The sequence below is a fragment of the Streptomyces sp. NPDC058663 genome, assembly GCF_042716745.1.
GTDB lineage: Bacteria > Actinomycetota > Actinomycetes > Streptomycetales > Streptomycetaceae > Streptomyces.
Genome location: NZ_JBHXRV010000019.1, coordinates 67,283 through 93,942, shown reverse-complemented (window position 1 = coordinate 93,942; position 26,660 = coordinate 67,283). Strand labels below are relative to the sequence as shown.

20 protein-coding genes are annotated in these 26,660 nt (G+C 71.8%); 16 read left to right on the top strand and 4 right to left on the bottom strand.

The genetic code is table 11. From position 1 onward, the window contains the following. The first annotated feature begins 7 nt into the window (after positions 1-7). Positions 8-799 carry a class I SAM-dependent methyltransferase gene (locus ACFWVV_RS16190; RefSeq protein WP_384352666.1) on the top strand — a complete coding sequence of 264 codons (792 nt, stop codon included), beginning with the start codon at positions 8-10 and terminating at the stop codon, positions 797-799. Between the two features lie 124 nt (positions 800-923). On the opposite strand, the gene ACFWVV_RS16185 is transcribed toward ACFWVV_RS16190, so the two are convergent. The 3 genes from ACFWVV_RS16185 to ACFWVV_RS16175 all read right to left on the bottom strand — a co-directional run bounded on the left by ACFWVV_RS16185 (position 924) and on the right by ACFWVV_RS16175 (position 5,655). Further along, the gene (locus tag ACFWVV_RS16185) at positions 924-2,525 is read right to left on the bottom strand and encodes an ABC-F family ATP-binding cassette domain-containing protein (protein WP_384352669.1); all 1,602 of its coding nucleotides are present in this window, start codon (positions 2,523-2,525) and stop codon (positions 924-926) included. 226 nt (positions 2,526-2,751) lie between these two features. Next, the gene (locus tag ACFWVV_RS16180) at positions 2,752-4,575 is read right to left on the bottom strand and encodes an AMP-dependent synthetase/ligase (RefSeq protein WP_384352671.1); all 1,824 of its coding nucleotides are present in this window, start codon (positions 4,573-4,575) and stop codon (positions 2,752-2,754) included. Positions 4,576-4,749: 174 nt separating this feature from the next. Further along, positions 4,750-5,655 (bottom strand): LysR substrate-binding domain-containing protein, encoded by a 906-nt coding sequence (locus tag ACFWVV_RS16175; protein ID WP_384352674.1) that lies wholly within the window; start codon positions 5,653-5,655, stop codon positions 4,750-4,752. An 87-nt stretch (positions 5,656-5,742) separates the two neighbouring features. On the opposite strand from ACFWVV_RS16175, the gene ACFWVV_RS16170 reads away from it, so the two are divergent. Continuing rightward, complete coding sequence (locus ACFWVV_RS16170; RefSeq protein ID WP_384352677.1) at positions 5,743-6,768, top strand: bile acid:sodium symporter family protein; 1,026 nt, start codon at positions 5,743-5,745, stop codon at positions 6,766-6,768. Then, positions 6,765-7,172 carry a (2Fe-2S) ferredoxin domain-containing protein gene (locus ACFWVV_RS16165; protein WP_384352680.1) on the top strand — a complete coding sequence of 136 codons (408 nt, stop codon included), beginning with the start codon at positions 6,765-6,767 and terminating at the stop codon, positions 7,170-7,172. The genes ACFWVV_RS16170 and ACFWVV_RS16165 overlap by 4 nt, the downstream gene beginning before the upstream one ends. Before the next feature lie 16 nt (positions 7,173-7,188). Here ACFWVV_RS16165 and fdhD read toward each other — a convergent pair whose 3' ends face one another. After that, complete coding sequence (fdhD, locus tag ACFWVV_RS16160) at positions 7,189-8,025, bottom strand: formate dehydrogenase accessory sulfurtransferase FdhD (RefSeq protein ID WP_384352683.1); 837 nt, start codon at positions 8,023-8,025, stop codon at positions 7,189-7,191. A 222-nt stretch (positions 8,026-8,247) separates the two neighbouring features. On the opposite strand from fdhD, the gene ACFWVV_RS16155 reads away from it, so the two are divergent. The 13 genes from ACFWVV_RS16155 to ACFWVV_RS16095 all read left to right on the top strand — a co-directional run bounded on the left by ACFWVV_RS16155 (position 8,248) and on the right by ACFWVV_RS16095 (position 26,548). Beyond that, on the top strand, positions 8,248-9,240 hold the full coding sequence (locus ACFWVV_RS16155) for a beta-ketoacyl-ACP synthase III (protein ID WP_384352686.1): 993 nt from the start codon (positions 8,248-8,250) through the stop codon (positions 9,238-9,240). 264 nt (positions 9,241-9,504) lie between these two features. Then, positions 9,505-10,689: an ROK family protein gene (locus ACFWVV_RS16150; RefSeq protein WP_384352817.1), complete on the top strand. Its 1,185-nt coding sequence runs from the start codon at positions 9,505-9,507 to the stop codon at positions 10,687-10,689. 264 nt (positions 10,690-10,953) lie between these two features. Next, positions 10,954-12,453 carry a sugar ABC transporter ATP-binding protein gene (locus ACFWVV_RS16145; protein WP_384352689.1) on the top strand — a complete coding sequence of 500 codons (1,500 nt, stop codon included), beginning with the start codon at positions 10,954-10,956 and terminating at the stop codon, positions 12,451-12,453. Continuing rightward, the gene (locus ACFWVV_RS16140) at positions 12,450-13,466 is read left to right on the top strand and encodes an ABC transporter permease (protein WP_384352692.1); all 1,017 of its coding nucleotides are present in this window, start codon (positions 12,450-12,452) and stop codon (positions 13,464-13,466) included. The genes ACFWVV_RS16145 and ACFWVV_RS16140 overlap by 4 nt, the downstream gene beginning before the upstream one ends. 83 nt (positions 13,467-13,549) lie before the next feature. After that, entirely contained in the window at positions 13,550-14,608 is a 1,059-nt protein-coding gene (locus ACFWVV_RS16135; protein WP_384352695.1) for a substrate-binding domain-containing protein, read from the top strand. A gap of 155 nt (positions 14,609-14,763) precedes the next feature. Beyond that, positions 14,764-15,900, top strand: a complete 1,137-nt coding sequence (locus tag ACFWVV_RS16130; RefSeq protein WP_384352820.1) for a Gfo/Idh/MocA family protein — start codon at positions 14,764-14,766, stop codon at positions 15,898-15,900. A 15-nt stretch (positions 15,901-15,915) separates the two neighbouring features. Continuing rightward, positions 15,916-16,920: a sugar phosphate isomerase/epimerase family protein gene (locus ACFWVV_RS16125; protein ID WP_384352697.1), complete on the top strand. Its 1,005-nt coding sequence runs from the start codon at positions 15,916-15,918 to the stop codon at positions 16,918-16,920. A gap of 174 nt (positions 16,921-17,094) precedes the next feature. After that, complete coding sequence (locus tag ACFWVV_RS16120; protein WP_384352700.1) at positions 17,095-20,850, top strand: ThuA domain-containing protein; 3,756 nt, start codon at positions 17,095-17,097, stop codon at positions 20,848-20,850. Between the two features lie 158 nt (positions 20,851-21,008). Continuing rightward, on the top strand, positions 21,009-22,154 hold the full coding sequence (locus tag ACFWVV_RS16115) for an inositol-3-phosphate synthase (RefSeq protein WP_384352703.1): 1,146 nt from the start codon (positions 21,009-21,011) through the stop codon (positions 22,152-22,154). Then, positions 22,151-23,449, top strand: coding sequence for an SCO3242 family prenyltransferase (locus ACFWVV_RS16110; RefSeq protein ID WP_384352706.1), 1,299 nt, complete (start codon positions 22,151-22,153; stop codon positions 23,447-23,449). The genes ACFWVV_RS16115 and ACFWVV_RS16110 overlap by 4 nt, the downstream gene beginning before the upstream one ends. Further along, complete coding sequence (locus tag ACFWVV_RS16105) at positions 23,446-24,360, top strand: sugar phosphate isomerase/epimerase family protein (RefSeq protein ID WP_384352709.1); 915 nt, start codon at positions 23,446-23,448, stop codon at positions 24,358-24,360. Before ACFWVV_RS16110 ends, ACFWVV_RS16105 begins: the two co-directional genes overlap by 4 nt. Beyond that, positions 24,357-25,694, top strand: coding sequence for an EboA domain-containing protein (locus tag ACFWVV_RS16100; RefSeq protein WP_384422708.1), 1,338 nt, complete (start codon positions 24,357-24,359; stop codon positions 25,692-25,694). The genes ACFWVV_RS16105 and ACFWVV_RS16100 overlap by 4 nt, the downstream gene beginning before the upstream one ends. Beyond that, complete coding sequence (locus ACFWVV_RS16095) at positions 25,694-26,548, top strand: TatD family hydrolase (protein WP_384352715.1); 855 nt, start codon at positions 25,694-25,696, stop codon at positions 26,546-26,548. Before ACFWVV_RS16100 ends, ACFWVV_RS16095 begins: the two co-directional genes overlap by 1 nt. Positions 26,549-26,660: the final 112 nt, after the last annotated feature.

Sequence of the window (26,660 nt, the reverse complement as noted above, 5' to 3'; positions counted from 1 at the left end):
TCCATATATGGCTGCTTCTCTTCCTTCCCCCGATTCCCCCGCCTCACGCGGTTTCGACGAGCTGATCGCCGAAGCCGGCTCCGTCCCGGTCGACGGCTGGGACTTCTCCTGGCTGGACGGCCGGGCCACCGAACAGCGCCCCTCCTGGGGATACCAGCGCATGATGGGCGAGCGACTGGCCGGGGCCCGTGCCGCCCTCGACATCCAGACCGGTGGTGGCGAGGTCCTCGCGGGCGCCCCGAAACTGCCCCCGGTGACGGTCGCCACCGAGTCCTGGCCGCCGAACGTGGCCAGGGCGACACGGCTGCTGCACCCCCTGGGTGCCGTGGTCGTCGCCGACGCCGACGAGCCGCCGCTGCCGTTCGCCGACGGCGCCTTCGACCTGGTCACCAGCCGGCACCCGGTGAAGGCCTGGTGGGAGGAGATCGCGCGGGTACTGGCGCCGGGCGGGACGTACTTCTCCCAGCACGTCGGTCCGGCGAGCGTCTTCGAGATCGTCGAGTACTTCCTCGGTCCACAGCCCGAGGCGCGCCTCGGGCGCCGGCCCGAGACGGCCCGTGAGGAGGCCGAGGCGGCCGGACTGGAGGTCGTCGACCTGCGGTCCGAGTCGCTGCGGACCGAATTCTTCGACATCGGTGCGGTCGTCTACTTCCTGCGCAAGGTGATCTGGATGGTGCCCGGCTTCACGGTGGACGCCCACCGCGACCGGCTGCGCGAGATGGACGCGCAGATCCGCCGGGACGGCTCCTTCGTGGCGCACACCGCCCGCTTCCTCATCGAGGCACGCAAGCCCCGCTGAGAAGGCGGACGGTGCGCCCCCTGCTGTGCGAGGACGGGCGGTAAGGGGTGGCTTCCAGGAGGCCACCCCTTACCGCTGCTGGGCAGCTCCTCCCCGCCCGGCTGCCCGCCTGCCCGCCTGCCCGTCAGGACAACGGCACCAGTTCCAGATGGTCCCGGCCCCACATGTCCTCGGTCCCGTCCGGGAGCAGCAGCACCCGGTCGGGGTGCAGGGCCTCGATGGCCCCCTCGTCGTGCGTGACCATCACGATCGCGCCGGGGTACGAGTCGACGGCGGCCAGCACCTCCGCGCGGGACGCCGGGTCCAGGTTGTTGGTCGGCTCGTCGAGCAGGAGGACGTTCGCCCCGGAGTGCACCAGCCCCGCCAGCGCCAGCCGGGTCTTCTCGCCGCCGGACAAGACCCCGGCGGGCTTGTCGGCGTCGTCCCCGGAGAACAGGAACGCCCCCAGCACCCGCCGGGCCTCCCCGTCCGTGAGGTGGGGCGCCGCCGACGCCAGGTTCTCCCGTACGGTACGGGCCGGATCCAACGTGTCGTGCTCCTGGGCGAAGTAGCCGAGCCGCAGCCCGTGCCCGGGGACGACCCGGCCCGAGTCCGGGGTCTCCCGGCCCGCCAGAAGGCGCAACAGGGTCGTCTTTCCCGCCCCGTTGAGGCCGAGCACGACCAGCCTGCTGCCCCGGTCCACGGCCAGGTCGACGCCCCTGATCACCTCCTGGGAGCCGTACGCCTTGGTGAGGGCGATCGCCCCCAGAGGCATCCGGCCGCACGGGGCGGGCTCGGGCAGCCGGATCCTGGCGACCTTCTCCGTACGGCGCACCGGGGCCAGGTCCGCGAGCATGCGGTCGGCGCGCCGGGCCATGTTCTTCGCGGCGACCGCGGTCGCCACGTTGGCCCGCATCCGGTCCGCCTGGTGGTGCAGCGCGGACGCCTTCCGCTCGGCGGCGGCCCGCTCCCTGGCGCGCCGCCGCTCCTGCGCGTCCCGCTGGGTGAGGTAGCCCTGCCAGGTCGTGTGGTGCACGTCGAGAGCGGCTCGCGCGGGGTCGAGGTGGAAGACCCGGTTCACGGTGTCGGCGAGCAGCCCGGTGTCGTGGCTGATCACGACGAGTCCGCCCCGGTGCGAGAGCAGGAAGGTGCGCAGCCAGGCCACCGAGTCAGCGTCCAGGTGGTTGGTCGGCTCGTCGAGAAGGAGGGTCTCGTGGTCGGCGAAGAGGATGCGGGCCAGTTCGACACGGCGCTTCTGGCCGCCGGACAGCTCTCCGACGGGCCTGCCCACCACGGATGCCGGCAGTCCGACACCGGCGGCGACCCGGGCGGCCTCCGCCTCGGCCGCGTACCCGCCGCGCGCCTGGAAGCCGGCCTCGGCGCGCGCGTAGGCGGCCATCGCCTTCCGCTCGGCGGCCGGGGCCGTGGCCGCGGCCATCGCGGCCTCGGCGGCGCGCAGCGCACGCACGGCCCGGTCGAGGCCCCGCGCGGACAGGATCCGGTCGGTCACTGTGACGCTCGGGTCGGCGGCCGTCGAGTCCTGGGCGAGATGGCCGAGAGAGCCGGTGCGAGTCACCGTGCCGGCGGCGGGCGCGAGCTGCCCGGAGAGGGTGTTCAGCAGGGTGGTCTTGCCTGCTCCGTTACGGCCGACGAGGCCGATGCGGTCGCCGGGGGCGATGTGGAAGGAGACGTCGGACAGCAGGAGGCGGGCGCCGACAAGGACGTCGACACCACGGGCGGTGATCATGGGATTACGCTCCGGAATAGCAAAAGGACACACGGGTGGCGTGGGTGTGGGTCCTCAGCTAGGAAATGCGGGGCGTAGACATGCCGACCACGATACGGGCCCCGCCGTTCGCCGTGCGAGCCATTTCCGTGCTCTCCGAGTCGCGCCGGGCGCAAGGGCCGCCCCTCAGTGGCACGCCGGCCGTCTCAGAGGCACGCCGGGCCCCCTCAGAGGCACGCCGCCCGCCTCAGCGGTACAGGGCGTGCACCTCTGCCTCGTACGCCTTCTCGATGGCCTTGCGCTTGAGCTTCAACGACGGAGTGAGCAGCCCGTGCTCCTCCGTGAACTGCTGCGCCAGTATCCGGAAGGTCCGGATGGACTCCGGCTGGGAGACCAGGGTGTTCGCCGCCACCACGGCCCGGCGCACCTCCATCTCCAGGTCCGGGTCCCGCACCAGGTCCTTGGGTGCCAGCGGCGCGCGCCCCTGCATCGCCAGCCAGTGCTCGATCGCCTCCAGGTCGAGCGTGACCAGCGCGGCGATGTACGGCCTGTCGTTGCCGACGACGATGCACTGGGCGACCAGCGGGTGCGCCCGCACCCGCTCCTCCAGTCCCGTTGGCGACACGCTCTTGCCGCTCGACGTCACCAGGATCTCCTTCTTGCGACCGGTGATCGTCAGATAGCCGTCCTCGTCCAGGGATCCGATGTCCCCCGTCGCCAGCCAGCCGTCGTGCAGGACGGCCGCGCTCGCCGCCGGATCGTTGAGGTAGCCGGAGAAGACGTGCCCGCCGTGCAGCCACACCTCGCCGTCTTCCGCGATGTGCACCGTGGTGCCCGGCAGGGGGAGTCCCACCGTGCCGAAGCGGGTGCGCTCCGGCGGATTGGCCGTCGCGGCCGCCGTCGACTCCGTCAGCCCGTACCCCTCGAAGATCGTCACGCCCGATCCCGCGAAGAACAGCCCGAGCCGCCGCTCCATCGCCGAGCCGCCCGACATGGCGTGCCGCACCCGGCCGCCCATGGCCTCGCGCACCTTGCCGTAGACGAGCTTCTCGTAGAGCTGGTGCTGCATCCGCAGCGCAGCGGAGGGGCCGGGGCCGCTCCCGAAGGCCTTGTCCTCGATCGCCTCCGCGTAACGGACCGCCAGCTCCACCGCCTTGTCGAAGACCCCCGCCTTCCCCGCGGCCTCCGCCTTGCGCCGCGCCGCGTGGTAGACCTTCTCGAAGATGTACGGGACGGCCAGGATGAAGGTCGGCCGGAACGCCGCCAGGTCCGGCAGCAGTTCGGCGGCCGCCATGGCCGGCTGGTGACCGAGCTTGACCCGGCCCCGTACCGCGGCCACCTCCACCATCCGCCCGAAGACGTGCGCGAGCGGCAGGAAGAGGAGGGTGCAGGCCTCGTCGCCCAGGGAGGAGCGGAAGACCGGCTCCCAGCGGGTGATGACCGTGTCGGTCTCTGTCATGAAGTTCGCGTGGGTGAGGACGCAGCCCTTGGGGCGGCCCGTGGTTCCCGAGGTGTAGATGACGGTGGCCACGGTGTCGGGGGTGACCGCGCGGCGATGCCTGTGCACCACGTCGTCGTCCAACTGGGCCCCGGAGGAGACGAGTTCGTCCATCGCGACCGTGTCCAGCTGCCACAGCCGGTGCAGCCGGGGCAGCCGGTCGATCACCGAGGCGATCGTCATCGCGTGGTCCTCGTGCTCGACGACGCAGGCCACCGCCTCGGCGTCGTGCAGCGTCCAGAAGACCTGCTCGGCGGAAGCGGTCGGATACACCGGCACCGGCTGTGCGCCCACCGCCCAGAGTGCGAAGTCGAACAGCGTCCACTCGTACCGCGTACGGGACATGATCGCGACCCGGTCGCCGAACCGTATGCCCTGGGCGAGCAGGCCCTTCGCGAACGCCATCACCTCGTCGCGGAACTCTGCCGAGGTCACGTCCCGCCACTGGCCGTCCGCACCCTTGCGGCCGAGCGCGACCCGGTGCGGGTCCTGCTCGGCGTGGCTGAACACCACGTCCGCCAGCCCACCGACCTGAGGAGACGCAGCCGTGGGTGGGACAGTGAACTCGCGCAATGGACTGCTCCTTGTAGCGCTCCGCACAGCGCCGGTGACGGTACCCCAATGCGCCCCGGTGCGGGAGGCTCGGACGGCGACCTTACTCGGGGGTAAGTCGAGCCGACGGGAATCTCCACGGAATCTGTACGTGGCACCCACCAGGCACGTACGGACGTGCGATTTCGGCCTCTCTCAGCCGCCTCTGTGCAGCCGGTCCGCCCCTGCCAGGACCGCCGCCGCCAGTGCGTCCGCGGCCTCCTGCGACGCGGGCCGCCGCCGCCCGTGCAGCAGGACGAAATCGACCGTTCCCAGGTCGGGAAGGGTGCCACCGCCACCGCCACCGCCACCGCCACCGCCAGCGCTTCCGCGCTGCCGCAGTGGGGCGAGTCCCGGCGGGATCAGCCCGTGCGTGTGCGCCATCACCCCGAGACCGGCGCGCGCCGCCGCCACCAGCCCGCTCAGGCTGCCGCTCGTACAGGCGATGCGCCAGGACCGGCCGTGCGCCTCCAGTACTTCCAGCGCGCGGGCCCGGGTGATCGCCGGCGCGGGGAAGAGAATCAGCGGAACAGGCCGGTCCGGGTCCAGCCGCAGCCCCGGCGCCCCGATCCAGGCCAGCGTGTCCCGCCAGACCAGCTCCCCGTGGGTGTCGTCGGCCCGCCGCTTCGCCAGCACCAGATCGTGCCGCCCGCTCTCCATCTGCCGGTGCAGGATGCCGGAGAGTCCCACCGTCAACTCGAGATCCACCTCCGGATGATCGCGCCGGAACGACTCCAGGATCTCCGGAAGCCGGGTCAGTACGAAGTCCTCGGAGGCCCCGAACCGCAGCCGCCCCCGCAGCCGGGTGCCCGTGAAGTAGGCCGCCGCCCGCTCGTGCGCGGCCAGGATCGTCCCCGCGAAACCGAGCATTGCCTCCCCGTCCTCGGTCAGCGCCACCCGGTGCGTGTCCCGGACGAAAAGACGCCGCCCGGCCCCCTCCTCCAGCCGCCGCACGTGCTGGCTCACCGTCGACTGGCGCAGCCCCAGGCGGCGGGCCGCCTGGGTGAAGCTGAGCGTCTGGGCGACGGCGAGGAAGGTCCGAAGATGCGCCGGGTCGTACATGACCGGGCACGCTATCGCGTTCCGTGATGACAGTCACCACGTTGTACGCCTTTCCCGATGAGCCGGGTGCGGGGGACGATGCCCTGCATGAACCGCCTCAAGCCGCCGCCCCGGCTGCCGGTCGACGCCTACGTCCTGGCGCTGATCGCCACCGTCGCCCTCGCCAGTCTGCTGCCCGTCTCCGGAACCGCCGCCGGTGTGCTGGACAAGGTGACGGCCGGGGCGATCGCGCTGCTGTTCTTCCTTTATGGGGCGAAACTGTCCACCGCGGAGATCTGGGCGGGTCTCAGGCACTGGCGGCTGCACCTCACCGTCCTCGCCGCCACCTTCGTGGTCTTCCCACTGCTGGGTCTCGCCGCGCGCGGTCTGGTCCCGCACGTGCTCACCCCGCAGCTGTACAGCGGGCTGCTCTTCCTGTGCCTGGTGCCCTCCACGCTCCAGTCGTCCATCACGTTCACCTCGATCGCGCGCGGCAACGTCCCCGCGGCGCTCTGCGCGGGCTCCTTCTCCAGCCTGGTCGGCATCGTCGCCACCCCACTGCTCGCGGCCGCCCTCATCGGCGGCGACGCGGTCGGTTTCTCCGGGGGCTCGGTGCTCAGGATCGTGGCGCAGCTGCTGGTGCCGTTCGTGCTGGGGCAGTTGCTGCGGCGCTGGGTCGGCGGGTTCCTGAGCCGGCACAGGAAGGCGCTGGGGTACTTCGACCGCGGTTCCATCCTGCTGGTCGTGTACGCGGCGTTCAGCGCGGGCATGGTGGGCGGCATCTGGAGCCAGGTCTCACCCGCCAGGCTCGGCGCACTGCTCCTGGTCGAGGCGGCCCTGCTGGCGGTGATGCTCTGGCTGACCTGGTACGGGTCCAGGCGGCTCGGGTTCCCGCGCGGCGACCGGCTCGCCATCCAGTTCGCCGGGTCGAAGAAGAGCCTGGCGGCCGGGCTGCCCATGGCGAGCGTGCTGTTCGGGGCGCATGCGAGTCTGGCGGTGCTGCCGCTGATGCTGTTCCACCAGATGCAGCTGATGGTGTGCGCGGTGATCGCCAGACGCCGTGCGCGGGACCCGGAAGCGACCACCGGGCCCGTTGCGGGAATGCCCCTCACTGCTGGCAAGATCGGCAAGTGACCTCAGCGATACGTTCCTTCGCCTCCCGCACCCGCCCCTGCGCGCTCACCGTGTGCAGGGGCTGCTGCTGCGGCGACGCCCGCAAGAACCCCGGCACCGACCACGACGGCCAGCTCCGCAGGATGCGCGAGGCCGCCGCCGCTTCAGCGGGCCGGCTCGTGGTGCGTACCAGCGACTGCCTCGGCCCGTGCGGGCAGGCCAACGTGGTGGTCGTCCAGCCGTCCACCGAGGGCCGCCGCCGGGGCGGCAGAGCCGCGTGGGTCGGCTGGGCACTGGACGACGACAGCACCGACGAGATCCTGGCCTGGGTCGCGGCGGGCGGCCCCGGCATCGCACCGCCGCCCGCCACCCTGGAGCTCCAGTTCTTCCCCGCCCCCGTCGAGACGCGCAGCCCCAAGCGCTGACGCGGTGCCCGGTGACTCAGCGCTCCGGCAGGGCCACCCGTTCCTCGCCCGCGTAGATGTTCATGTGGGCCCCGCGCAGAAAGCCGACCAGTGTCAGCCCGCTCTCCGCCGCCAGGTCCACCGCCAGCGAGGACGGCGCGGAGACCGCCGCCAGGAACGGGATGCCGGCCATCACCGCCTTCTGCGCCAGCTCGAACGAGGCCCGTCCCGACACCAGGAGTATCGCCCGGGACAGCGGGAGCCTGCCGTCCGTCAGTGCCCGGCCGACGAGCTTGTCGACCGCGTTGTGCCGCCCGATGTCCTCCCGTACGTCGAGCAGTTCACCCGTCTCGGAGAAGAGCGCCGCCGCGTGCAGGCCGCCCGTCGTCTCGAACACCCGCTGCGCGGCACGCAGCCGGTCCGGCAGCGCGGACAGCAGCTCGGGGGTCACCCGGAGCGGGGGAGTGTCCGCGATCGGGAAGCGGGCCGTGGTGCGGACGGCGTCCAGGCTGGCCTTGCCGCACAGCCCGCACGAGGAGGTGGTGTAGACGTTGCGCTCCAGCGTGATGTCGGGGACGGGAGTGCCGGGCACCAGCCGTACGTCCACCACGTTGTACGAGTTGGACCCGTCCTCCGTGGCCCCCGCGCAGTAGACGATGTTCGCCACCTCCGAGCCGTCACCGAGCACGCCCTCACTGACCAGGAAACCGGCGGCCAGCGCGAAGTCGTCACCGGGAGTGCGCATCGTGATGGCCAGCGGCCTGCCGTCGAGCCTGATCTCCAGCGGCTCCTCCGCCACGAGCGTGTCGGGGCGGGAGGACACCGCTCCGTCCCTGATGCGAACGACACGGCGGCGTGCGGTGACCCGGCCCATGGTGAATCAGTCCTGCCCGAGAGTGACGACGCATCGGTATGCGTGTGCGGAGGGGGTACGTGTGTGTGCGTGTGCGTACTGAGGGTGCCATTCTCCGTGGGGTCGGCGGGAAGCTCCAAAGTCTGGGTGGCGAATGCTGTTGATTCACGCGCCCTCGTACCCGTGAGTCACAAAGAAGACTGGGTCGCTCCGACTGTCCGCAATGAGGGGTGGAGTCGCCGCATGACCGGTTCACGGATCGTCGCGCTCGGGCATTACCAGCCGGCCAAGGTGCTCACGAATGAAGACCTGGCGAAGCTGGTCGACACCAGTGACGCATGGATCACCAGCCGGGTCGGCATCAGGACCCGGCACGTCGCGGGCCCGGACGAGCCGGTGGACGACCTCGCCGCGCAGGCCGGAGCCAAGGCACTCGCCGCGGCGGGTCTCACGCCCGGCGACATCGACATGGTCCTGGTCGCGACCTCCACCGCCATCGACCGCTCGCCGAACATGGCCGCGCGGGTCGCCGCCCGGCTCGGCATGGGCTCGCCCGCGGTGATGGACCTCAATGTGGTCTGCTCGGGCTTCACCCACGCCCTGGCGACGGCCGACCACGCAGTGCGGGCCGGATCAGCGGTCCGTGTCCTGGTCATCGGCGCCGACAAGATGACCGAGATCGCCGACTGGGCCGACCGCTCCACCTGCGTCCTGGTCGGCGACGGGGCGGGAGCGGCGGTCGTCGAGGCGTCCGGCCCCGCGGAATCCGCCGAGGGAGGTACGGCCGGCTTCGGCGGACTCGGTACGCACGCGGGGGCGATCGGCCCCGTGCTGTGGGGCTCGGTGCCCGAGATGGGGCATGCGGTACGGATCGAGGGCACGCCGCCGCGCTTCGAGCAGGTGGGGCAGTCCGTGTACCGGTGGGCCACCACCCAGCTGCCACCGATCGCGCGGCAAGTGTGCGCACGCGCCGGGCTCGCACCGGAGGAACTGGCCGGGGTGGTCCTCCACCAGGCCAACCTGCGGCTGATCGAGCCGCTGGCGCAGCGCATCGGGGCGGTCAACGCGGTGATCGCACGGGACGTGGTCGAGTCGGGGAACACCTCGGCGGCGAGCATCCCGATGGCGTTCTCCAAGCTGGTCGAACGGGGTGAGCTGCGCTCCGGGGCGCCGGTGCTCCTCTTCGGCTTCGGCGGCAACCTCTCCTACGCGGGCCAGATCGTGCGCTGCCCGTAGGCCGTGGCCCGTAGGCCGTGGCCCGTGGCCCGTAGCCCGTGGCCCGTGGCCCGTGGCCCGTAGGCCACTGGCCGTAGCCCCCTGCCGTCAGCCCCGCCGTGGTGCCTCTTTGTCCTCGTGGAGGAGAAAGTTGTGCCCGATTCCCGCGCAAGTTCTTCCCACTCCCGGCAGCCGCTGCTACGTTCCCCTCCAAAGAACCGCAGGAACAAGCCAGTTGTGGCTTGCAGCCTCGGTCGTAGAGGCAGGAGGGGGCACGTGAGGCGCATGACGGCCCGACCCGCGAACGCGCACCAGGCGCGGCTGCTCCGGCTGCTGCGGGACGGCGGGCCCAACTCCCGGGCCCAGCTCGGCGACCAGGTCGACCTCTCCCGCTCCAAGCTGGCCGTCGAGGTCGACCGGCTGCTGGAGACCGGGCTCGTCGTCGCCGACGGGCTCGCCGCCTCCAGGGGCGGGCGCCGCTCGCACAACATCCGGCTCGCCCCGGCGCTCCGCTTCCTCGGCGTCGACATCGGGGCCACCTCGATCGATGTCGCCGTCACCAACGCGGAGCTGGAGGTACTCGGCCACCTGAACCACCCGATGGACGTCAGGGAGGGTCCTGTCGCGGTGTTCGAGCAGGTCCTCGCCCTGGCGTCGAAGCTCAGGGCGACCGGGCTCGCCGACGGTGGTTTCGACGGTGCGGGCATCGGTGTCCCAGGCCCCGTCCGCTTCCCCGAGGGCGTGCCCGTCGCGCCGCCGATCATGCCCGGCTGGGACGGCTTCCCGGTCCGCGAGGCACTGAGCCAGGAACTCGGCTGCCCCGTGATGGTCGACAACGACGTGAACCTGATGGCGATGGGCGAGCAGCACGCCGGAGTCGCCCGCTCGGTCGGGGACTTCCTCTGCGTCAAGATCGGCACCGGCATCGGCTGCGGCATCGTCGTCGGCGGCGAGGTCTACCGGGGGACGACCGGCAGCGCGGGCGACATCGGCCACATCCAGGTCGAACCGGAAGGGCGCCCCTGCGCCTGCGGCAACAAGGGTTGCCTGGAGGCCCACTTCAGCGGTGCCGCCCTGGCACGGGATGCGGAGAGCGCGGCCCGCGCCGGACAGTCCGCCGAGCTCGCGGCACGCCTCGACGCGGCCGGCTCGCTCAGCGCGGTCGACGTGGCGGCCGCCGCGGCGGCCGGGGACGCCACCGCCCTCGAACTGATCAGGGAGGGCGGCAACCGGGTCGGCCAGGTCATCGCCGGCCTGGTCAGCTTCTTCAACCCGGGCCTGGTGGTGATCGGCGGCGGCGTGACGGGCCTGGGCCACAACCTGCTGGCCAGCGTGCGCACCCAGGTGTACCGCCAGTCCCTGCCGCTGGCCACCGGCAACCTCCCCATCGTGCTGGGCGAGCTGGGGCCCGCAGCGGGCGTGATCGGCGCGGCCCGGCTGATCAGCGACCACGTCTTCTCCCCGGCCTGACCCCGACCGCGTACAACCCCCGCAACGCCAGTCCCATGCGCACCACCTGCACCACCTGCACCACCTGCACTGCCCGTACCACCCGCACCGCCCGTGTACCCGAACCGCCCGTGTACCCGAACCGCCCGCACCACCCGTACCTGGCACAGCCCTGTCCGCTCACGGCCGTATCCGCCGAGGGGAATCGTCATGGCACCAGAGCACGCGGCACCACCGGCACCACCACCGGGTCCCCCCGGCGATACGTCCGCCCCTCTCCTCACCATGTCCGGCATCACCAAGTCGTTCCCCGGCGTCCGCGCCCTGGACGGTGTCGATCTCGAAGTTCTGCCGGGCGAAGTGCACTGCCTCCTCGGGCAGAACGGTGCGGGAAAGTCCACCCTCATCAAGGTCCTCGCCGGGGCCCACCAGCCCGACGGCGGGCACATCACCTGGTCGGGCGGCGAGGTCCGGCTGAAGTCCCCGATCGCGGCCATGCGGCTGGGCATCGCCACCATCTACCAGGAACTCGATCTGGTGGAGGGCCTGTCCGTGGCCGAGAACGTCTTCCTCGGGCACGAGCCCACCGCGGCCGGATTCGTCGTACGGAGGCGGGCCGCGCGCGCCGCGGCCGACGCTCTCCTCGGCCGCCTCGGCCACCCCGAGATCGACGCCGCCCGGCTGGTCGGCACCCTCTCGGCGGCCCAGCAGCAGATCGTCTCGATGGCCCGTGCCCTCTCCCACGACGTACGCCTGATCGTGATGGACGAGCCGTCCGCGGCCCTCGACCCCGACGAGGTCGACAACCTCTTCCGGATCGTCGCCGCACTGACCGCCGACGGGGTGGCCGTCGTCTACATCTCGCACCGGCTGGAGGAGATCCGCCGCATCGGCGACCGGGTCACCGTCCTCAAGGACGGCCGCGCGGTGGCCGTCGGCCTGCCCGCACGCGACACCCCGACCCGCGACATCGTGGCCATGATGACCGGCCGCAACGTCGAGTACGTCTTCCCCGAGCAACGGGACCAGGCACCGGCGGACCCCTCCGAGCAGCCGGTGCTGCGCGTGCAAGGACTGTGCCGTACAGGCGAGTTCGAGCCGCTCGACCTCGATGTCCGCCCCGGTGAGATCGTCGGCCTCGCCGGTCTCGTCGGATCGGGGCGCTCGGAGATCCTGGAGACGATCTACGGAGCGCGCAGGCCGACGGCCGGCCAGGTGACGGTGGACGGGCAGCAGCTGCGCACCGGAAGCGTGCGGGCCGCGGTCCGTGCGGGCATCGGGCTCGCACCCGAGGAGCGCAAGGCACAGGGGCTGCTCACGCTCGAATCCGTCACCCGGAACGTCTCCGTGTCCTCCCTGTCCCGCTTCTCCCGCGGCGGCTGGGTGGACCGCAGGGCCGAGCGCCGCCAGTCCCAACTGGCCACCCGTGAGCTGTCGTTGCGCCCGGACAACCCCGATGCCCCGATCCGTACCTTGTCCGGCGGCAACCAGCAGAAAGCCGTACTCGCCCGCTGGCTGCTGCGCGGCTGCCGCGTGCTGCTGCTCGACGAGCCGACCCGCGGCGTCGACGTCGGCGCCCGCGCCGAGCTCTACGCGGTGATCCGACGCCTCGCCGACGAGGGCCTGGCCGTGCTCCTGGTCTCCAGCGAGGTCCCCGAAGTGCTGGGGCTCGCGGATCGCGTACTGGTGCTCCGCGAAGGCCGAGTCGTCCACACCGCGCCCGCGCGCGCACTCGACGAGCACCGCGTGCTCGACCTCGTCATGGAAGGGAGCCCGGCCTCATGACCCAGTCCCAGGTGAAGCCACCGCAGGACCTCGAACCACCGCAAAACAAAGGGAGTTGGCCGGGTTCCGGGCTGCGGTTCGACGTCCGCAACCTCTCCCTCCTCGGGGTCCTGGCCGTGCTGATCGCCGTCGGCGGCGTCACCAAGCCCGACCAGTTCCTGGACACCGGGAACCTCCAGCTCGTCCTCACCCAGGCCTCCATCATCGGCGTCGTCACCGTCGGCATGACCTTCGTCATCACCAGCGGCGGCATCGACCTCTCGGTCGGCGCGATCGTCGCACTCGCCTCCGTCTGGGCGACCACCGTCGCCACCCAGGAGTACGGGTTCGCCGGCATCCTGTTCACCGCCGTGCTCGTCGGCACGGCCTGCGGATTCGTCAACGGGCTGCTCATCGCCTACGGCAAGCTGGTGCCCTTCATCGCCACCCTCGCGATGCTGGCCTCCGCGCGTGGACTGGCCCTCCAGATCACGGAGGGCAGGACCCAGATCGTCACCGTGGACGCGGTGCTCGACCTCGGGGTGCCCGACTCCTACCTCCTCGGCGTCCCGCCGCTGGTCATCGTGTTCGCGCTGGTCACCGTGGTGGGCTGGCTGATACTCAACCGTACGACCTTCGGGCGGCGCACCGTCGCGGTCGGCGGCAACGCGGAAGCGGCCCGGCTGGCCGGCATCGACGTACGCCGCCAGCGCCTCTACCTCTACCTGTTGTCCGGCCTGTGCTGCGGAATCGCCGCGTTCATGCTGGTCGTCCTCTCCGGCTCCGGCCAGAACACCAACGGCAACCTGTACGAACTCGACGCCATCGCCGCCGCCATCATCGGCGGCACCCTGCTCACCGGCGGGCGCGGCACCGTCGTCGGGTCGGTGCTCGGTGTCCTCGTCTTCACGACGATCACCAACATCTTCGCCCTCAACAACCTCCAGAGCGACGTCCAGCAGATCGCGAAGGGCGCGATCATCGTGGCCGCCGTCCTGGTCCAGCGGCGCACCGCCCGCGACGACGCCACGTAACCTCCGCGCACCCTCACCGCCGCAACCTCAACACGCGTACACGTCAATCCAGTTGACCGCCCGAGTCGAAGGGTTCCACCGCCATGCCACGAAACTCCGCGAGCCCGGGAACCACCCGCAGAGGAATCCTCTTCGGCGGCGCCGCCGTCTCGGCGACCGCCCTCCTGTCCGCCTGCACCAGCAACGAGCCCAGCAAGCCGGACGCCCCGGCAACCAACAACCAGCCCGTCGCCGACGACAAGCCGGGAAAGAAGGTCACCATCGGCTTCGCCGGGCCGCAGGCCGACCACGGCTGGCTCAACGCGATCAACGAGAACGCCCGCGAGCGGGCCAAGAAGTACCCGGACGTCACCCTCGACATCACCGAGGGCTCCAACGACACCGCCGCGCAGATCGGCCAGATACAGACCCTGATCAACAAGAAGGTCGACGTCCTGGTCATCCTGCCGACCGACGGCAAGGCGCTCACCGCGATCGGGCTCCAGGCCATGAAGGCGGGCATTCCCGTCGTCAACCTGGACCGGGTCTTCGACTCGCAGCAGGCCTACCGCTGCTGGATCGGCGGCGACAACTACGGCATGGGCCTCAACGCCGGACGCTTCATCGGCGAACAGCTCAAGAACAAGCCGAACGCCAAGGTCATCGAACTCGCCGGGGTCGACAGCCTCGAACTCACCAAGCTCCGCACCGAGGGCTTCGACGCCGCCCTCAAGAACTACCCGAACATCAAGAAGGTGGCCCGTCAGGCAGCGGACTTCACCGTTGAGTCGGGGCAGGCCAAGATGGCGCAACTCCTTCAGGCGCAACCGCAGTTCGACGCCTTGTGGAACCACGACGACGACCAGGGCGTGGGCGCCCTGCGCGCCATCGCGCAGGCCGGCCGCAAGGACTTCCTGATGGTCGGCGGTGCGGGCGCCAAGTCCGCGATGGACGCCATCAAGGCCGACACGGGTGTCCTCAAGGCAACCGTGCTCTACCCGCCCACGATGTCGGCCTCCGCGATCGACCTGGCGCGAGCGCTCGGCCAGGGCAAGGGCGTCGGCGGCATGTCGGAGCTGGAGATACCGGCCTTGATCACCCTCTACTCGGCTGTCGTCACCAAGGACAACGTCGACGAGTACCTGCCGCAGGCGTTCACCTGATCCCGCCCGGCAAGGCCGCACCGTACGCACAGCGAGGAGGAACCCGGATGGACGGCACGGACGGGACGAACCGGAGCGACCGGACGGAGGAACCCGCGGACCCGGCGGGCACGACGCCGGAAGCGGGTGCAGGCCCCCCGCCGCTCGGCATCGGCATGGTCGGCTACTCCTTCATGGGCGCCGCCCACTCCCAGGGCTGGCGCACGGTGGGCCGGGTCTTCGACCTGCCCGTACGCCCGGTCCTCGCGGCGGTCTGCGGGCGCGACGCCACCGCCGTACGGGCCATGGCGGACCGGCACGGATGGGCGGCGACGGAGACGGACTGGCGAGAACTGATCGCCCGCGACGACGTCCAGCTCGTGGACATCTGCACCCCGGGCGACAGCCATGCGGCGATCGCGGTCGCCGCACTGGCGGCCGGCAAGCACGTGCTGTGCGAGAAGCCGCTCGCCAACACCGTCGAGGAAGCCGAGGTGATGGCCGAAGCAGCCCGACAGGCGCGCGCCCGAGGCCAGTTGGCGATGGTCGGCTTCAACTACCGGCGGGTGCCCGCCCTCGCGCACGCCCGTACGCTGATCGCCGACGGCAGACTCGGCGCCCTGCGCCATCTGCGGCTCGGCTACCTCCAGGACTGGCTGGTAGACCCGGACGCCCCGCTGGGCTGGCGCCTGAAGCGGGACCGGGCGGGCTCCGGCGCACTGGGTGACCTGGGGGCGCACATCGTGGACCTCGCGCAGTACCTGGCGGGGGAGCCGGTGGTGGGGGTCTCCGCGCTGACCGAGACCTTCGTACGGCTGCGCCCCGATCCGGAGGCGGCCGGGCGGGCGGGAGCGCCGCCCCGTGGTGAGGTGACCGTCGACGACGCGGCGCTGTTCACCGGCCGGATGGCCTCCGGGGCACTCGTCTCCTTCGAGGCGACCCGCATGGCGGCCGGCCGCAAGAACGCACTGCGCGTCGAACTCAACGGGGAAAAGGGCTCGGTGGCCTTCGACATGGAGCGGCTCAACGAGCTCTCCTTCCACGACCACACCGAACCCGCCGCCACGGCCGGCTTCCGCCGGATCCTGGTCACCGAGCCCGGCCACCCCTATCTCAAGGCCTGGTGGCCGCCGGGCCACGCGCTCGGCTACGAGCACACCTTCGTCCACCAGGCCCGCGACCTCCTGACCGCAGTCGCACGGGGCACGGACCCCGAGCCGTCGTTCGCCGACGGACTCCAGGTGCAGCGGGTGCTGGCCGCGGTGGAGGAGAGCGCGGAGAGGAACGCCGTCTACACACCCGTCGCGCGCTGACCAGGAGGTTCTGTCATGCCCCGCCCGTTCACCCTCTTCACCGGCCAGTGGGCCGACCTCCCCCTCGAACAGGTCTGCGCCCACGCCCGCGACTTCGGCTACGACGGTCTCGAACTCGCTTGCTGGGGAGACCACTTCGAGGTCGACAAGGCCCTCGCCGACCCCGGCTACCTGGACTCCCGGCACGCCCTGCTCGACAAGTACGGCCTCAAGTGCTGGGCCATCTCCAACCACCTGGTCGGCCAGGCGGTCTGCGACAGCATCATCGACGAACGCCACCGGGCGATCCTGCCCGACAGGATCTGGGGCGACGGAGAGGCGGAGGGCGTACGCCGCAGGGCCGCCGCCGAAATGGCCGACACGGCCCGCGCGGCCGCCGCCTTCGGCGTCCGTACCGTCGTCGGCTTCACCGGCTCGTCCATCTGGCACCTGGTGGCGATGTTCCCACCCGTCCCCCCGCACATGGTCGACCGCGGTTACGAGGACTTCGCCGCACGCTGGAACCCGATCCTGGACGTGTTCGACGACCAGGGAGTCCGGTTCGCCCACGAGGTGCACCCCTCCGAGATCGCATACGACTACTGGTCCACCCAACGCGCCCTGGAAGCGGTCGGACACCGCCCCGCCTTCGGCCTGAACTTCGACCCCTCGCACTTCGTCTGGCAGGACCTCGACCCGGTCGGCTTCCTCTACGACTTCCGGGACCGGATCTACCACGTCGACTGCAAGGAGGCCCGCACCCGCCTGGACGGCCGCAACGGCCGGCTCGGCTCGCACCTCCCGTGGGGCGACCCGCGCCGCGGCTGGGACTTCGTCTCCGCCGGGCACGGCGACGTGCCGTGGGAGGACGTCTTCCGGATGCTCCGCTCGATCGGGTACGAAGGCCCGGTCTCGGTGGAGTGGGAGGACGCGGGCATGGACCGGCTGGCCGGGGCCCCCGAGGCACTCACCCACCTCAAGCGCTTCGACTTCGATCCGCCGACCGCGTCCTTCGACGCGGCCTTCGGCGGCCGCGATTAGGGCGCGACCCACCACTGGCGATTGAGGCACGTCCCACCTCTGGCGAGCAAGGCACGACCCCCCCATGGCGAGCAGGGCACCCGCCCCACCCGCCGTGAGCCGCGAGCAAGGCGCCAGCCCCGCTCGCCGGAGCATCCCGTACGTTCCGCCCGGCCACTCACTCCGGAGGACCCCGTGCACGGAAAACGCCCGAGAACGCCCCTCTCAGGAACCACCAGAACGACCGGCACCCCCCGCACCACTCGTACCAGGAGAACGCTGGCCCTCCTCACCGGCGGCCTCCTCGCCGCCACTTCCTTCGCCCTCACCGCACCGCGGACCGCGACCGCGCTGCCCGCCGCCCCGGCAGCGGCGGCCGAGGAGTTCCAGCAGATCACCCTCGCCAAGGGCGCCCAGGAGATGGGCGAGCCGATGTCCCTGGCGGTGCTCCCCGACCGCTCGGTCCTGCACACCTCCCGCAAGGGCGAACTCCGCATGACCGACGCGGCCGGAAACACCCGCGTGGTGGGCTCCGTCCCCGTCTACTCGCACGACGAGGAAGGCCTCCAGGGCATCGCGCTGGACCCCGAATTCAGTGAGAACAGGGCCCTCTACCTCTACTACGCACCCCCGCTGGACACGCCCGCGGGCGACGCCCCCGAAACCGGCACCGCAGCCGACTTCGCGAGGTTCGACGGGGTGAACCGGCTCTCCCGCTTCGTCCTCAAGGCGGACGGCACCCTCGACAACGCCAGCGAGAAGAAGGTCCTCGACGTCCCGGCGACCCGCGGCATCTGCTGCCACGTCGGCGGCGACATCGACTTCGACGCGGCGGGCAACCTCTACCTCTCCACCGGCGACGACTCCAACCCGTTCGCCTCCGACGGCTTCACCCCCATCGACGAGCGTCCCGGCCGCAACCCGGCCTTCGACGCCCGCCGCACCTCGGGCAACACCAACGACCTGCGCGGCAAGATCCTCCGCATCAAGGTCCACGACGACGCGTCGTACACGGTCCCCGCCGGCAACCTCTTCGCCCCGGGCACCGACAAGACCCGCCCCGAGATCTACGCGATGGGCTTCCGCAACCCCTTCCGCTTCAGCGTCGACAAGAAGACCGGCATCCTCTACGTCGGCGACTACGGCCCCGACGCGGGCGCCGCCGACCCCCGGCGCGGTCCCGCGGGCCAGGTCGAATTCGCCCGTGTGACCAAGCCGGGCAACTTCGGCTGGCCGTTCTGCACGGGCGACAACCAGCCCTACGTCGACTACGACTTCGCCACCAAGACCTCCGGCGCCACTTTCGACTGCGCCGCACCCAGGAACGACTCGCCGTACAACACCGGCCTGACCGACCTGCCACCGTCACAGGCGGCCTGGATCCCGTACGACGGCGGCTCGGTGCCCGAGTTCGGCAGCGGCTCCGAGTCCCCGATGGGCGGACCCGTCTACCGCTACGACGCCGCGAACACCTCCCCGGTGAAGTTCCCCGAGGCGTACGACGGCGACTTCTTCGCCACCGAGTTCGGCCGCCGCTGGATCAAGCGGATCGAGCAGGGCGAGGACGGCACCGTCCAGAAGATCAACCCGTTCCCGTGGACCGGCACCCAGGTCATGGACAGCGCCTTCGGCCCCGACGGCGCGCTCTACGTCCTCGACTACGGCACCGCCTGGTTCGGCGGCGACGAGAACTCCGGGCTCTACCGCATCGAGAACGCCACCGGCGGCCACTCCCCGGTCGCCGAGGCCGCCGCGAGCAAGACCTCGGGCAAGGCCCCCCTGAAGGTCGCGTTCTCCTCGGCCGGCACCACCGACGCCGACGGAGACAGCCTCACCTACAGCTGGGACTTCGGCGACGGCACCGCGAAGTCGACGGAGCCGAACCCCACCCACACGTACCGGAAGAACGGCACCTACACGGCGACCGTGACGGCGAAGGACCCGACCGGCCGGACCGGCTCGGCGAGCGCCCACGTCGTCGTCGGCAACACCGCACCCAAGGTCACCCTGGAACTGCCCGCCGAAGGCACCCTGTTCGACTTCGGTGACGAGATCCCCTTCAAGGTGAAGGTGACCGACCCGGAGGACCAGGCGGGCGGCAAACCGATCGACTGCGCCAAGGTCAAGGTGACATACATCCTGGGCCACGACAGCCACGGCCACCCGATCACCTCGGCGAACGGCTGCTCCGGCACCATCAAGACCTCCTCCGACGGCGGCCACGACCCCAACGCCAACATCTTCGGGGTCTTCGACGCCGAATACACGGACGGTGGAGGCGGCGGCCAGGCCGCGCTGACCAGCCACGACCAGGCGCAGCTCCAGCCCAGGCACCGGCAGGCGGAGCACTTCAACGGGCAGTCGGGAACGAGGGTCTACGAGAAGGCGTCCGCGCACGGCGGCAGGACCGTCGGCGACATCGACAACGACGACTGGATCTCGTTCAAGCCCTACAACCTCACCGGCACCACCACACTCACGGCCCGGGTGTCCTCCGGCGGCGCGGGCGGCTTCCTGGAGGTACGCACCGGCTCGGCGAGCGGCCCGATCCTCGGCTCGGCACCCGTCCCCGTGACCGGCGGCTGGGAGGTCTTCCAGGACGTCGACGTACCGCTGCGCGCCGTACCGAAGAAGACCACCGAGCTGTTCCTGGTCTTCAAGGGCGGGGCGGGCGCGCTCTACGACCTCGACGACTTCCAGCTGTCGAACAGCGCCCCCGACAAGACGGCCAAGCGCGTCCTGGTCTTCTCCAGGACGGCCGGCTTCCGGCACGACGCCATCCCGGAAGGCATCGCCGCCCTGAAGGAACTGGGGAAGACCAGCAACCTCACCGTGGACGCCACCGAGGAGGCCGCCCAGTTCACCACCAGCAACCTGGCCCGCTACGACGCCGTCGTCTTCATGTCGACGACCGGTGACGTCCTCAACGCCGACCAGCAGAAGGCGTTCGAGAACTACATCCGTACCGGCGGCGGTTACATGGGCATCCACGCGGCGGCCGACACCGAGTACGACTGGCCGTTCTACGGCGGCCTGGTCGGCGCGTACTTCGCCTCGCACCCGCAGATCCAGAAGGCCACCACCCGCATCGAGGACACCGCGCACCCGGCGACCGCGCACCTGGGCGCCTCCGTCGAGCGCACCGACGAGTGGTACAACTACCGCACCAATCCCCGTGGCAAGGCCCGCATCCTCGCCACCCTCGACGAGACGACGTACACCGGCGGCACCATGAAGGGCGACCACCCGATCGCCTGGTGCCAGACCTACGAGGGCGGCCGCTCCTTCTACACCGGCAGCGGCCACACCAAGGAGTCGTACGCCGAACCGGGCTTCCGCCAGCACCTGCTGGGCGGTCTGCGCTATGCCGCCGGCCAGGTCAAGGCCGACTGCAAGCCGCAGACCGGCTACCGGCCGCTCTTCAACGGCGAGACCCTGGAAGGCTGGAAGCAGGCGGGACCCGGCAGGTTCACCGTCACGGACGGCGAACTGCGCTCCGAGGGCGGCATGGGCCTCCTCTGGTACCAGGCCAAGGAACTGGGCTCATATTCCCTCAAGCTCGACTGGAAGATGACCGCAGACGACAACTCCGGTGTCTTCGTCGGATTCCCCGCCTCCGACGACCCCTGGTCGGCCGTCAGCAAGGGGTACGAGATCCAGATCGACGCGAGCGACGCGGCGGACCGCACGACGGGTTCGGTGTACTCCTTCAAGTCGGCGAACCTCAAGGAACGCGACCGGGTGCTGCGCCCGCCGGGCCAGTGGAACAGCTACGAGATCAAGGTCACGGGTGAACGCCTGCAGATCTTCCTCAACGGCGCGAAGATCAACGACTTCACCAACACGGACCCCGCGCGGAGCCTGAAGGACGGCCACATCGGCCTCCAGAACCATGGAGCTGTCGACCAAGTCTCCTTCCGCAACGTTCAGTTGAGGGAGCTGCCCGGCTAGGCCCCGGTTCGGGGGAGCGCGCCCCACAGGCCCCAGGGCCCTCTGGCGCTCCCCCTGCCGGGAAGCGACCCTGTACCGGCGGTGGGCGGGAAGGCGCCGCCCCTCCCGTCCACCGCCCCCTTCACACACCGTTGACCCCATGGACTTGGGAGGCACCTGTGCCGCATCCCGCAAGCGACGAAGCCGAACCGACAGGCATCCGGACCGGAGTGTGGTTCGTGGGCGCGCGCGGCTCCGTCGCCACGACGGCGGTCGCCGGCTGGGCGGCCGTGGTGGCGGGCCTGCGCCCGCCGACCGGAATGGTCACGGAGACCGGCCCCTTCACGGGCTCCGGGCTCCCCGCCCTGGGCTCGCTGGTCTTCGGCGGCCACGACACCGCCAGCTGTCCGCTGCCCAAGCGGGCCGAGGAGCTGGAGGCCGGGGGAGTGCTGCCGTACGGCCTCACCTCGGCAGTACGGGCCGAACTGGAACGGGCGGACGCGGAGATCAGACCGGGTGGCCCCGTGCCGGACGACGCGCGCCCGCACTCCGTCCTGGTCGACGCCTTCGCGGCGGACATCGACGACTTCCGCACCCGGCACGCGCTGGCACGGGTGGTCGTCGTCAATGTGTCCTCCACCGAACCGGCCCCGGCCGACGACGACACCCTGCCGCCCAGCTCCCTGTACGCGGCAGCGGCCATCCGCTCCGGCTGCCCGTACGTCAACTTCACCCCGTCCACCGGCATCAACTCCCCACGCCTGTCGGACGAGTTGCGCTCCAGCGGCATTCCCTGGGCCGGACGTGACGGCAAGACGGGCCAGACTTTGCTGAGGGCGGTACTCGCGCCGATGTTCGTGCAGCGTGCGCTGCCGGTACGCGCCTGGTCGGGCACGAATCTGCTCGGCGGCGGGGACGGGGCCGCGCTCGCCGACCCGGCGGCGGCCGCCGCGAAGAACGCGGGCAAGACCCGGGTCCTCACGGACACGCTCGGCGAACTCCCGCAGGGCGAGGTCCACATCGACGAGGTCCCGGCGCTCGGCGACTGGAAGACGGCCTGGGACCACATCGCGTTCGAGGGGTTCCTCGGCACCCGGATGACCCTCCAGACCACCTGGCAGGGCTGCGACTCGGCCCTGGCGGCCCCGCTGGTGCTGGACCTCGCCCGACTGGCCGCCCGCGCCCACGAACGCGGCCTCTCGGGCCCGCTGCCCGCCCTGTCCTTCTACTTCAAGGACCCGGACGGCGAAGCCCCCGCGTCACTGGCGGACCAGTACGCACAACTGACCTCCTTCGCGGGGTGGCTGGGGGAGGAGGACGAGTGAGCGGCTTCGGGTGGCGGGGGGCGCGTGCGCTGCGGGGTGGTGGTCTTTCCGGGGCGGAGGCACGTGTACCGCGGGGCGGTGACCTTTCCGGGGCGGGCGTCCGTGCGCTCCTGAGCGACGGCGGGCCCGCGCGGGAAGATCGCCCCAGCCGGAATGACGCCCCGCCTCGGCCGGACAGCCGACCCCGCGGGGCCACCGGCCCACTGTCGGCGTGGCTCGAACTCCTCAGGGTCTCCGCCCTGGTCACCGTTCCCGGCGACGCCCTCGCCGGAGCGGCGGCCCTCTCCGTACGGCCGCACCGGGGCACCTTCCTGGCTGCCGCCGCCTCCCTCTGCCTCTACGAAGCGGGCATGGCGCTCAACGACTGGGCCGACCGCGCGGAGGACGCCGTGGACCGCCCGCACCGCCCGATCCCGTCGGGACGGATCGCCCCGGGGGCCGCGCTGACGGCCGCCTGCGCGCTGACGGCGGCCGGTCTGACCCTGGCTGGGCGAGCGGGCAGGCCGACCCTTGGCGTAGCCGCGCTGCTGACGGCGACGGTCTGGTCGTACGACCTCAAGCTCAAGCACACTCCGGCAGGTCCGGCCGCGATGGCGGCGGCCCGCTCCCTGGACGTCCTCATGGGGGCGGTGGCGACGGCGAGGGCCGACCGTGCCCCGGAGCACCGTCCGGCCCAGACCTGGCGCCCCGCTCCCGCGACGGCCCCGCTCGCTGTGGTCCGCACCGCGCTCGTCGCGGCGGCCCCCAGCGCGGCGATGCTCGGCGCGCACACCTATGCGGTGACAGAGGTCTCGCGCCACGAGACCCAGGGTGGTTCAAGCACCGCACCGCTGGCAGCGCTGGCAACCACCGCTGCCGTCGTGGCCGCCGGAGCCTTTGCCCCCGGGTCCGCAATGCGCCCTGCCCAAGGGGCTGGGGTCAGCTCGGCCCGGCGGGTGGTGGCCCTTCCCTTCGGACGGCTGGGAGGCAGTCCCTTCGAGCCACCCACTGCACACCCCGCACCACGCACGTGGCCCACATCTCCCGTCGCATCCACTTCTCCGGTGTCGGTCACGCCGTTGGTGGCAGCCGGGCTGGCCGCGGTCTACCTCCGTACCGCCGGCAAACCCCTCGTCCACGCGGTCCTGAACCCCTCGCCACCCCTCACCCAGCGGGCCGTCGGCGGTGGAATCCGCGCCATGATCCCCCTGCAAGCAGCCCTCATCGCCAGGTCCGGTGCACCGGGAGCCGGGGCAGCGCTGCTGTTGCTGGCCCCGCTGGCCCGCCGCCTCGCGCGCAAGGTGAGCCCGACGTGACGGCCCCCACGGACGTACCCGCGCCCGGTAGCCGCCTCTGCTTCGGCTACGGCACCAACGGCCTCACCGACCTCCGGCTGAACGACGCGCTGCACCTGCTGGCGGACCTCGGGTACGACGGTGTGGGGCTGACCCTCGATCACATGCACCTGGACCCGGCCTCCCCGGAGCTCCCCGCCCTGACCCGGGACGTGGCCCGGCGCCTGGACCGCCTCGGCCTCGCCGTCACCATCGAGACCGGCGCCCGCTACGTCCTGGACCCTCGGTGCAAGCACGGCCCCACCCTGCTGGACGCGGACCCGGAGGCGAGGTCGCTCCGCGCCGGACTCCTCGTGACGGCGATCAGGGTGGCGGCGGATCTGGGCGCCCACGCGGTGCACCTCTTCAGCGGTGTCACACCGGAGGGCACCCCGCCCGACACCGCCTGGCAACGCCTGACGGACGCGCTGGAACCCGTCCTGGCCGCGGCGGCAGCCCACGACATGCCCCTAGCGGTGGAACCCGAACCCGGACATCTGCTCGCCACGCTCGCCGACTTCCACCGCCTGCGCCACCTGCTCGGCGGCCCGGAACTCCTCGGCCTCACTCTGGACATCGGCCACTGCCAGTGCCTGGAACCGAATGCACCGGCCGACTGCGTACGCGAGGCCGCCCCCTGGCTGCGCCACGTACAGATCGAGGACATGCGGCGAGGCGTCCACGAACACCTGCCCTTCGGCGAGGGCGAGATCGACTTCCCACCGGTCCTCTCCGCCCTGGCGGACACCGGCTACCAGGGCCTGACCGTGGTCGAACTTCCCCGCCACTCCCACGCAGGCCCCCGCCTGGCGGCCGAATCCATAGAGTTCCTGAACTCGTGCGCCGCCGCCTCCTCAGCCCCCGCGTCACTCCCGGCAGGAGGCGCACGATGACCCCGGACCCCCATGACTCCCGTGCGTTCCCGGACCTCGCAGAGCTCAGATCTCTCCTGGAGACCGATCTGAGTGAGTCGGGCCGCAGCTGGCTGGACGAGGCCCTGGCGGCTGCGGCACGGCCCGCCTCGGCCGCGCCCGCCACTACGGACGCGTTCTCGCCTGCGGCACCCCCCGCCGCGCGGCGCACCGGACACCCCCGCCCCGGGCCGGACCTCACCTCACCCGCCGCCGGACAGCCCGGCCCACACGCCACCCCCGCTCCTGCCCCGCCCGGCCCCGCCGGGGCGCCCTCTGCCGCACCCCTTGTCACGCCGCCCGCCCCTGCCGGACGACTCGGCCTGCACGGCACCCCCGCGCCCGCCCCGCCCACCCGCGCTGGGGCGCCCCCTGCCGCACCCCCTGCCGCGCCGCCTTCAGTCCTGGTGCCCCCCTCCGCCCCGCCGCATATCCCCGCTTGGGAGCTGCGCTTCGCCGAGGCCGGCCGCCACTGCCACCCCCGTACCAGCGACGGACCGAACCCGCGCCCCACCTCTGCCACCGCCCCCGGGCCCCGGGCCCCCGCCGGCCCCTCTGCCTCACCCACCCCGGCCCTCGCCCGGACCACTCCCGCACCCACCCCCGCCTCCACCGGGCCTGCTTTCACCGGGCCTGCTTCCGAGTGCGCCCCGGCCCCCACCGGCCCCTCTGCCTCACCCACCCCGGCCCTCGCCCGGACCACTCCCGCACCCACCCCCGCCTCCACCGGGCCTGCTTCCGAGTGCGCCCCGGCCCCCACCGGACCCGCCTCCGAGCTCACTCCTGCCCCCACCGGACCTGCCTTCGACCCCACCACAGCCACGGCCGCATCCACCGCCCCGGCCCCTTCCCCCGCACCCGCCTCCGATCTGGCCGCCAGCGCGCGCGTTCTCCTCCTCCACGCGGCGCACGCCGATCTCGACACCGTGCGGCGGCTGTACTCCGGCGGCAGCGCCGCGGAGCGCCGGGCCGTGCTGCTGGCCCTGCCCCACCTCGACCGGCTGCGCGACGGTTCGGCCCTGCCTCTGGTCGAGGACGCGCTGCGCACCCACGACACCCGCCTCCTCACCGCCGCCGTCGGCCCGTACGCCGCGGCCCACCTGCCCCCGCACGCCTGGCGGCACGCGGTCCTCAAGTGCCTCTTCACCGGCGTGCCCGTGGCGTCGGTCGCCTCCCTCGCGGGCCGGTCACGCGGTGACACCGAACTGGCCCGGATGCTCACCGACTACGCCGCCGAACGCACCGCCGCCGGCCGCCCCGTCCCCGCCGACCTGCACCGCGTCCGCACCCTCACGACCCCCGCCGAGGAATCCTGATGCGCATCTTCGACCCGCACATCCATATGACCTCCCGCACCACGGACGACTACGAGGCGATGTACGCGGCCGGAGTCCGAGCGGTCGTCGAACCGTCCTTCTGGCTCGGCCAGCCCCGCACCTCGCCCGCCAGCTTCTTCGACTACTTCGACGGCCTGCTCGGCTGGGAGCCCTACCGCGCCGCGCAGCACGGCATCACCCACCACTGCACGATCGCCCTCAACCCGAAGGAGGCGAACGACCCCCGCTGCACACCCGTCCTCGACGAACTGCCCCGCTACCTGGCCAAGGACTCGGTCGTCGCCGTCGGCGAGATCGGCTACGACTCGATGACCCCGGCCGAGGACACCGCCCTCGCCGTCCAGCTCCAACTCGCCGCGGACCACGGCCTGCCCGCTCTCGTCCACACCCCGCACCGCGACAAGCTCACCGGCCTGCACCGCACCCTCGACGTGCTCCGCGAGTCGGCCCTCACTCCCGACCGTGTCCTCATCGACCACCTCAACGAGACCACCGTGAAGGCCGCCGCCGACAGCGGCTGCTGGCTCGGCTTCTCGGTGTACCCCGACACCAAGATGGACGAGGACCGGATGGTCGCGATCATCCAGGAGCACGGCACGGAGCGCGTCCTGGTCAACTCGGCAGCGGACTGGGGGAGGAGCGACCCCCTGAAGACGCGCAAGGTCGCCGACGCCCTCCTCGCCGCGGGCTTCCCGGCCGACGACGTCGACCAGGTCATGTGGCGCAACCCCGTCGCCTTTTACGGCCTCAGCGGCCGCCTGGACCTCACCTCCCCCGCCGCACCGCCCCCACCCCTGCACGAAGGCAACTCCATCCTCCGCGGCGGCAGCTGAGCCCCGGCCCGCCCCACCGCAGCAGCCACCGGCCACCCGCCACCGGCCACCGGCCACCCGCAACCGTTCGCCCGGCCCGCAGAGGCCCACGACACCGGACACCGGAAGGGGA

Coding starts and splice junctions, on each gene's coding strand:
- ACFWVV_RS16190 (WP_384352666.1), top strand. CDS start 8: ATGGCTGCTTCTCTTCCTTCCCCCGATTCCCCCGCCTCACGCGGTTTC.
- ACFWVV_RS16185 (WP_384352669.1), bottom strand. CDS start 2,525: ATGATCACCGCCCGTGGTGTCGACGTCCTTGTCGGCGCCCGCCTCCTG.
- ACFWVV_RS16175 (WP_384352674.1), bottom strand. CDS start 5,655: ATGTACGACCCGGCGCATCTTCGGACCTTCCTCGCCGTCGCCCAGACG.
- ACFWVV_RS16170 (WP_384352677.1), top strand. CDS start 5,743: ATGAACCGCCTCAAGCCGCCGCCCCGGCTGCCGGTCGACGCCTACGTC.
- fdhD (WP_384352683.1), bottom strand. CDS start 8,025: ATGGGCCGGGTCACCGCACGCCGCCGTGTCGTTCGCATCAGGGACGGA.
- ACFWVV_RS16155 (WP_384352686.1), top strand. CDS start 8,248: ATGACCGGTTCACGGATCGTCGCGCTCGGGCATTACCAGCCGGCCAAG.
- ACFWVV_RS16150 (WP_384352817.1), top strand. CDS start 9,505: ATGACGGCCCGACCCGCGAACGCGCACCAGGCGCGGCTGCTCCGGCTG.
- ACFWVV_RS16145 (WP_384352689.1), top strand. CDS start 10,954: ATGTCCGGCATCACCAAGTCGTTCCCCGGCGTCCGCGCCCTGGACGGT.
- ACFWVV_RS16140 (WP_384352692.1), top strand. CDS start 12,450: ATGACCCAGTCCCAGGTGAAGCCACCGCAGGACCTCGAACCACCGCAA.
- ACFWVV_RS16135 (WP_384352695.1), top strand. CDS start 13,550: ATGCCACGAAACTCCGCGAGCCCGGGAACCACCCGCAGAGGAATCCTC.
- ACFWVV_RS16130 (WP_384352820.1), top strand. CDS start 14,764: ATGGTCGGCTACTCCTTCATGGGCGCCGCCCACTCCCAGGGCTGGCGC.
- ACFWVV_RS16125 (WP_384352697.1), top strand. CDS start 15,916: ATGCCCCGCCCGTTCACCCTCTTCACCGGCCAGTGGGCCGACCTCCCC.
- ACFWVV_RS16100 (WP_384422708.1), top strand. CDS start 24,357: ATGACCCCGGACCCCCATGACTCCCGTGCGTTCCCGGACCTCGCAGAG.
- ACFWVV_RS16095 (WP_384352715.1), top strand. CDS start 25,694: ATGCGCATCTTCGACCCGCACATCCATATGACCTCCCGCACCACGGAC.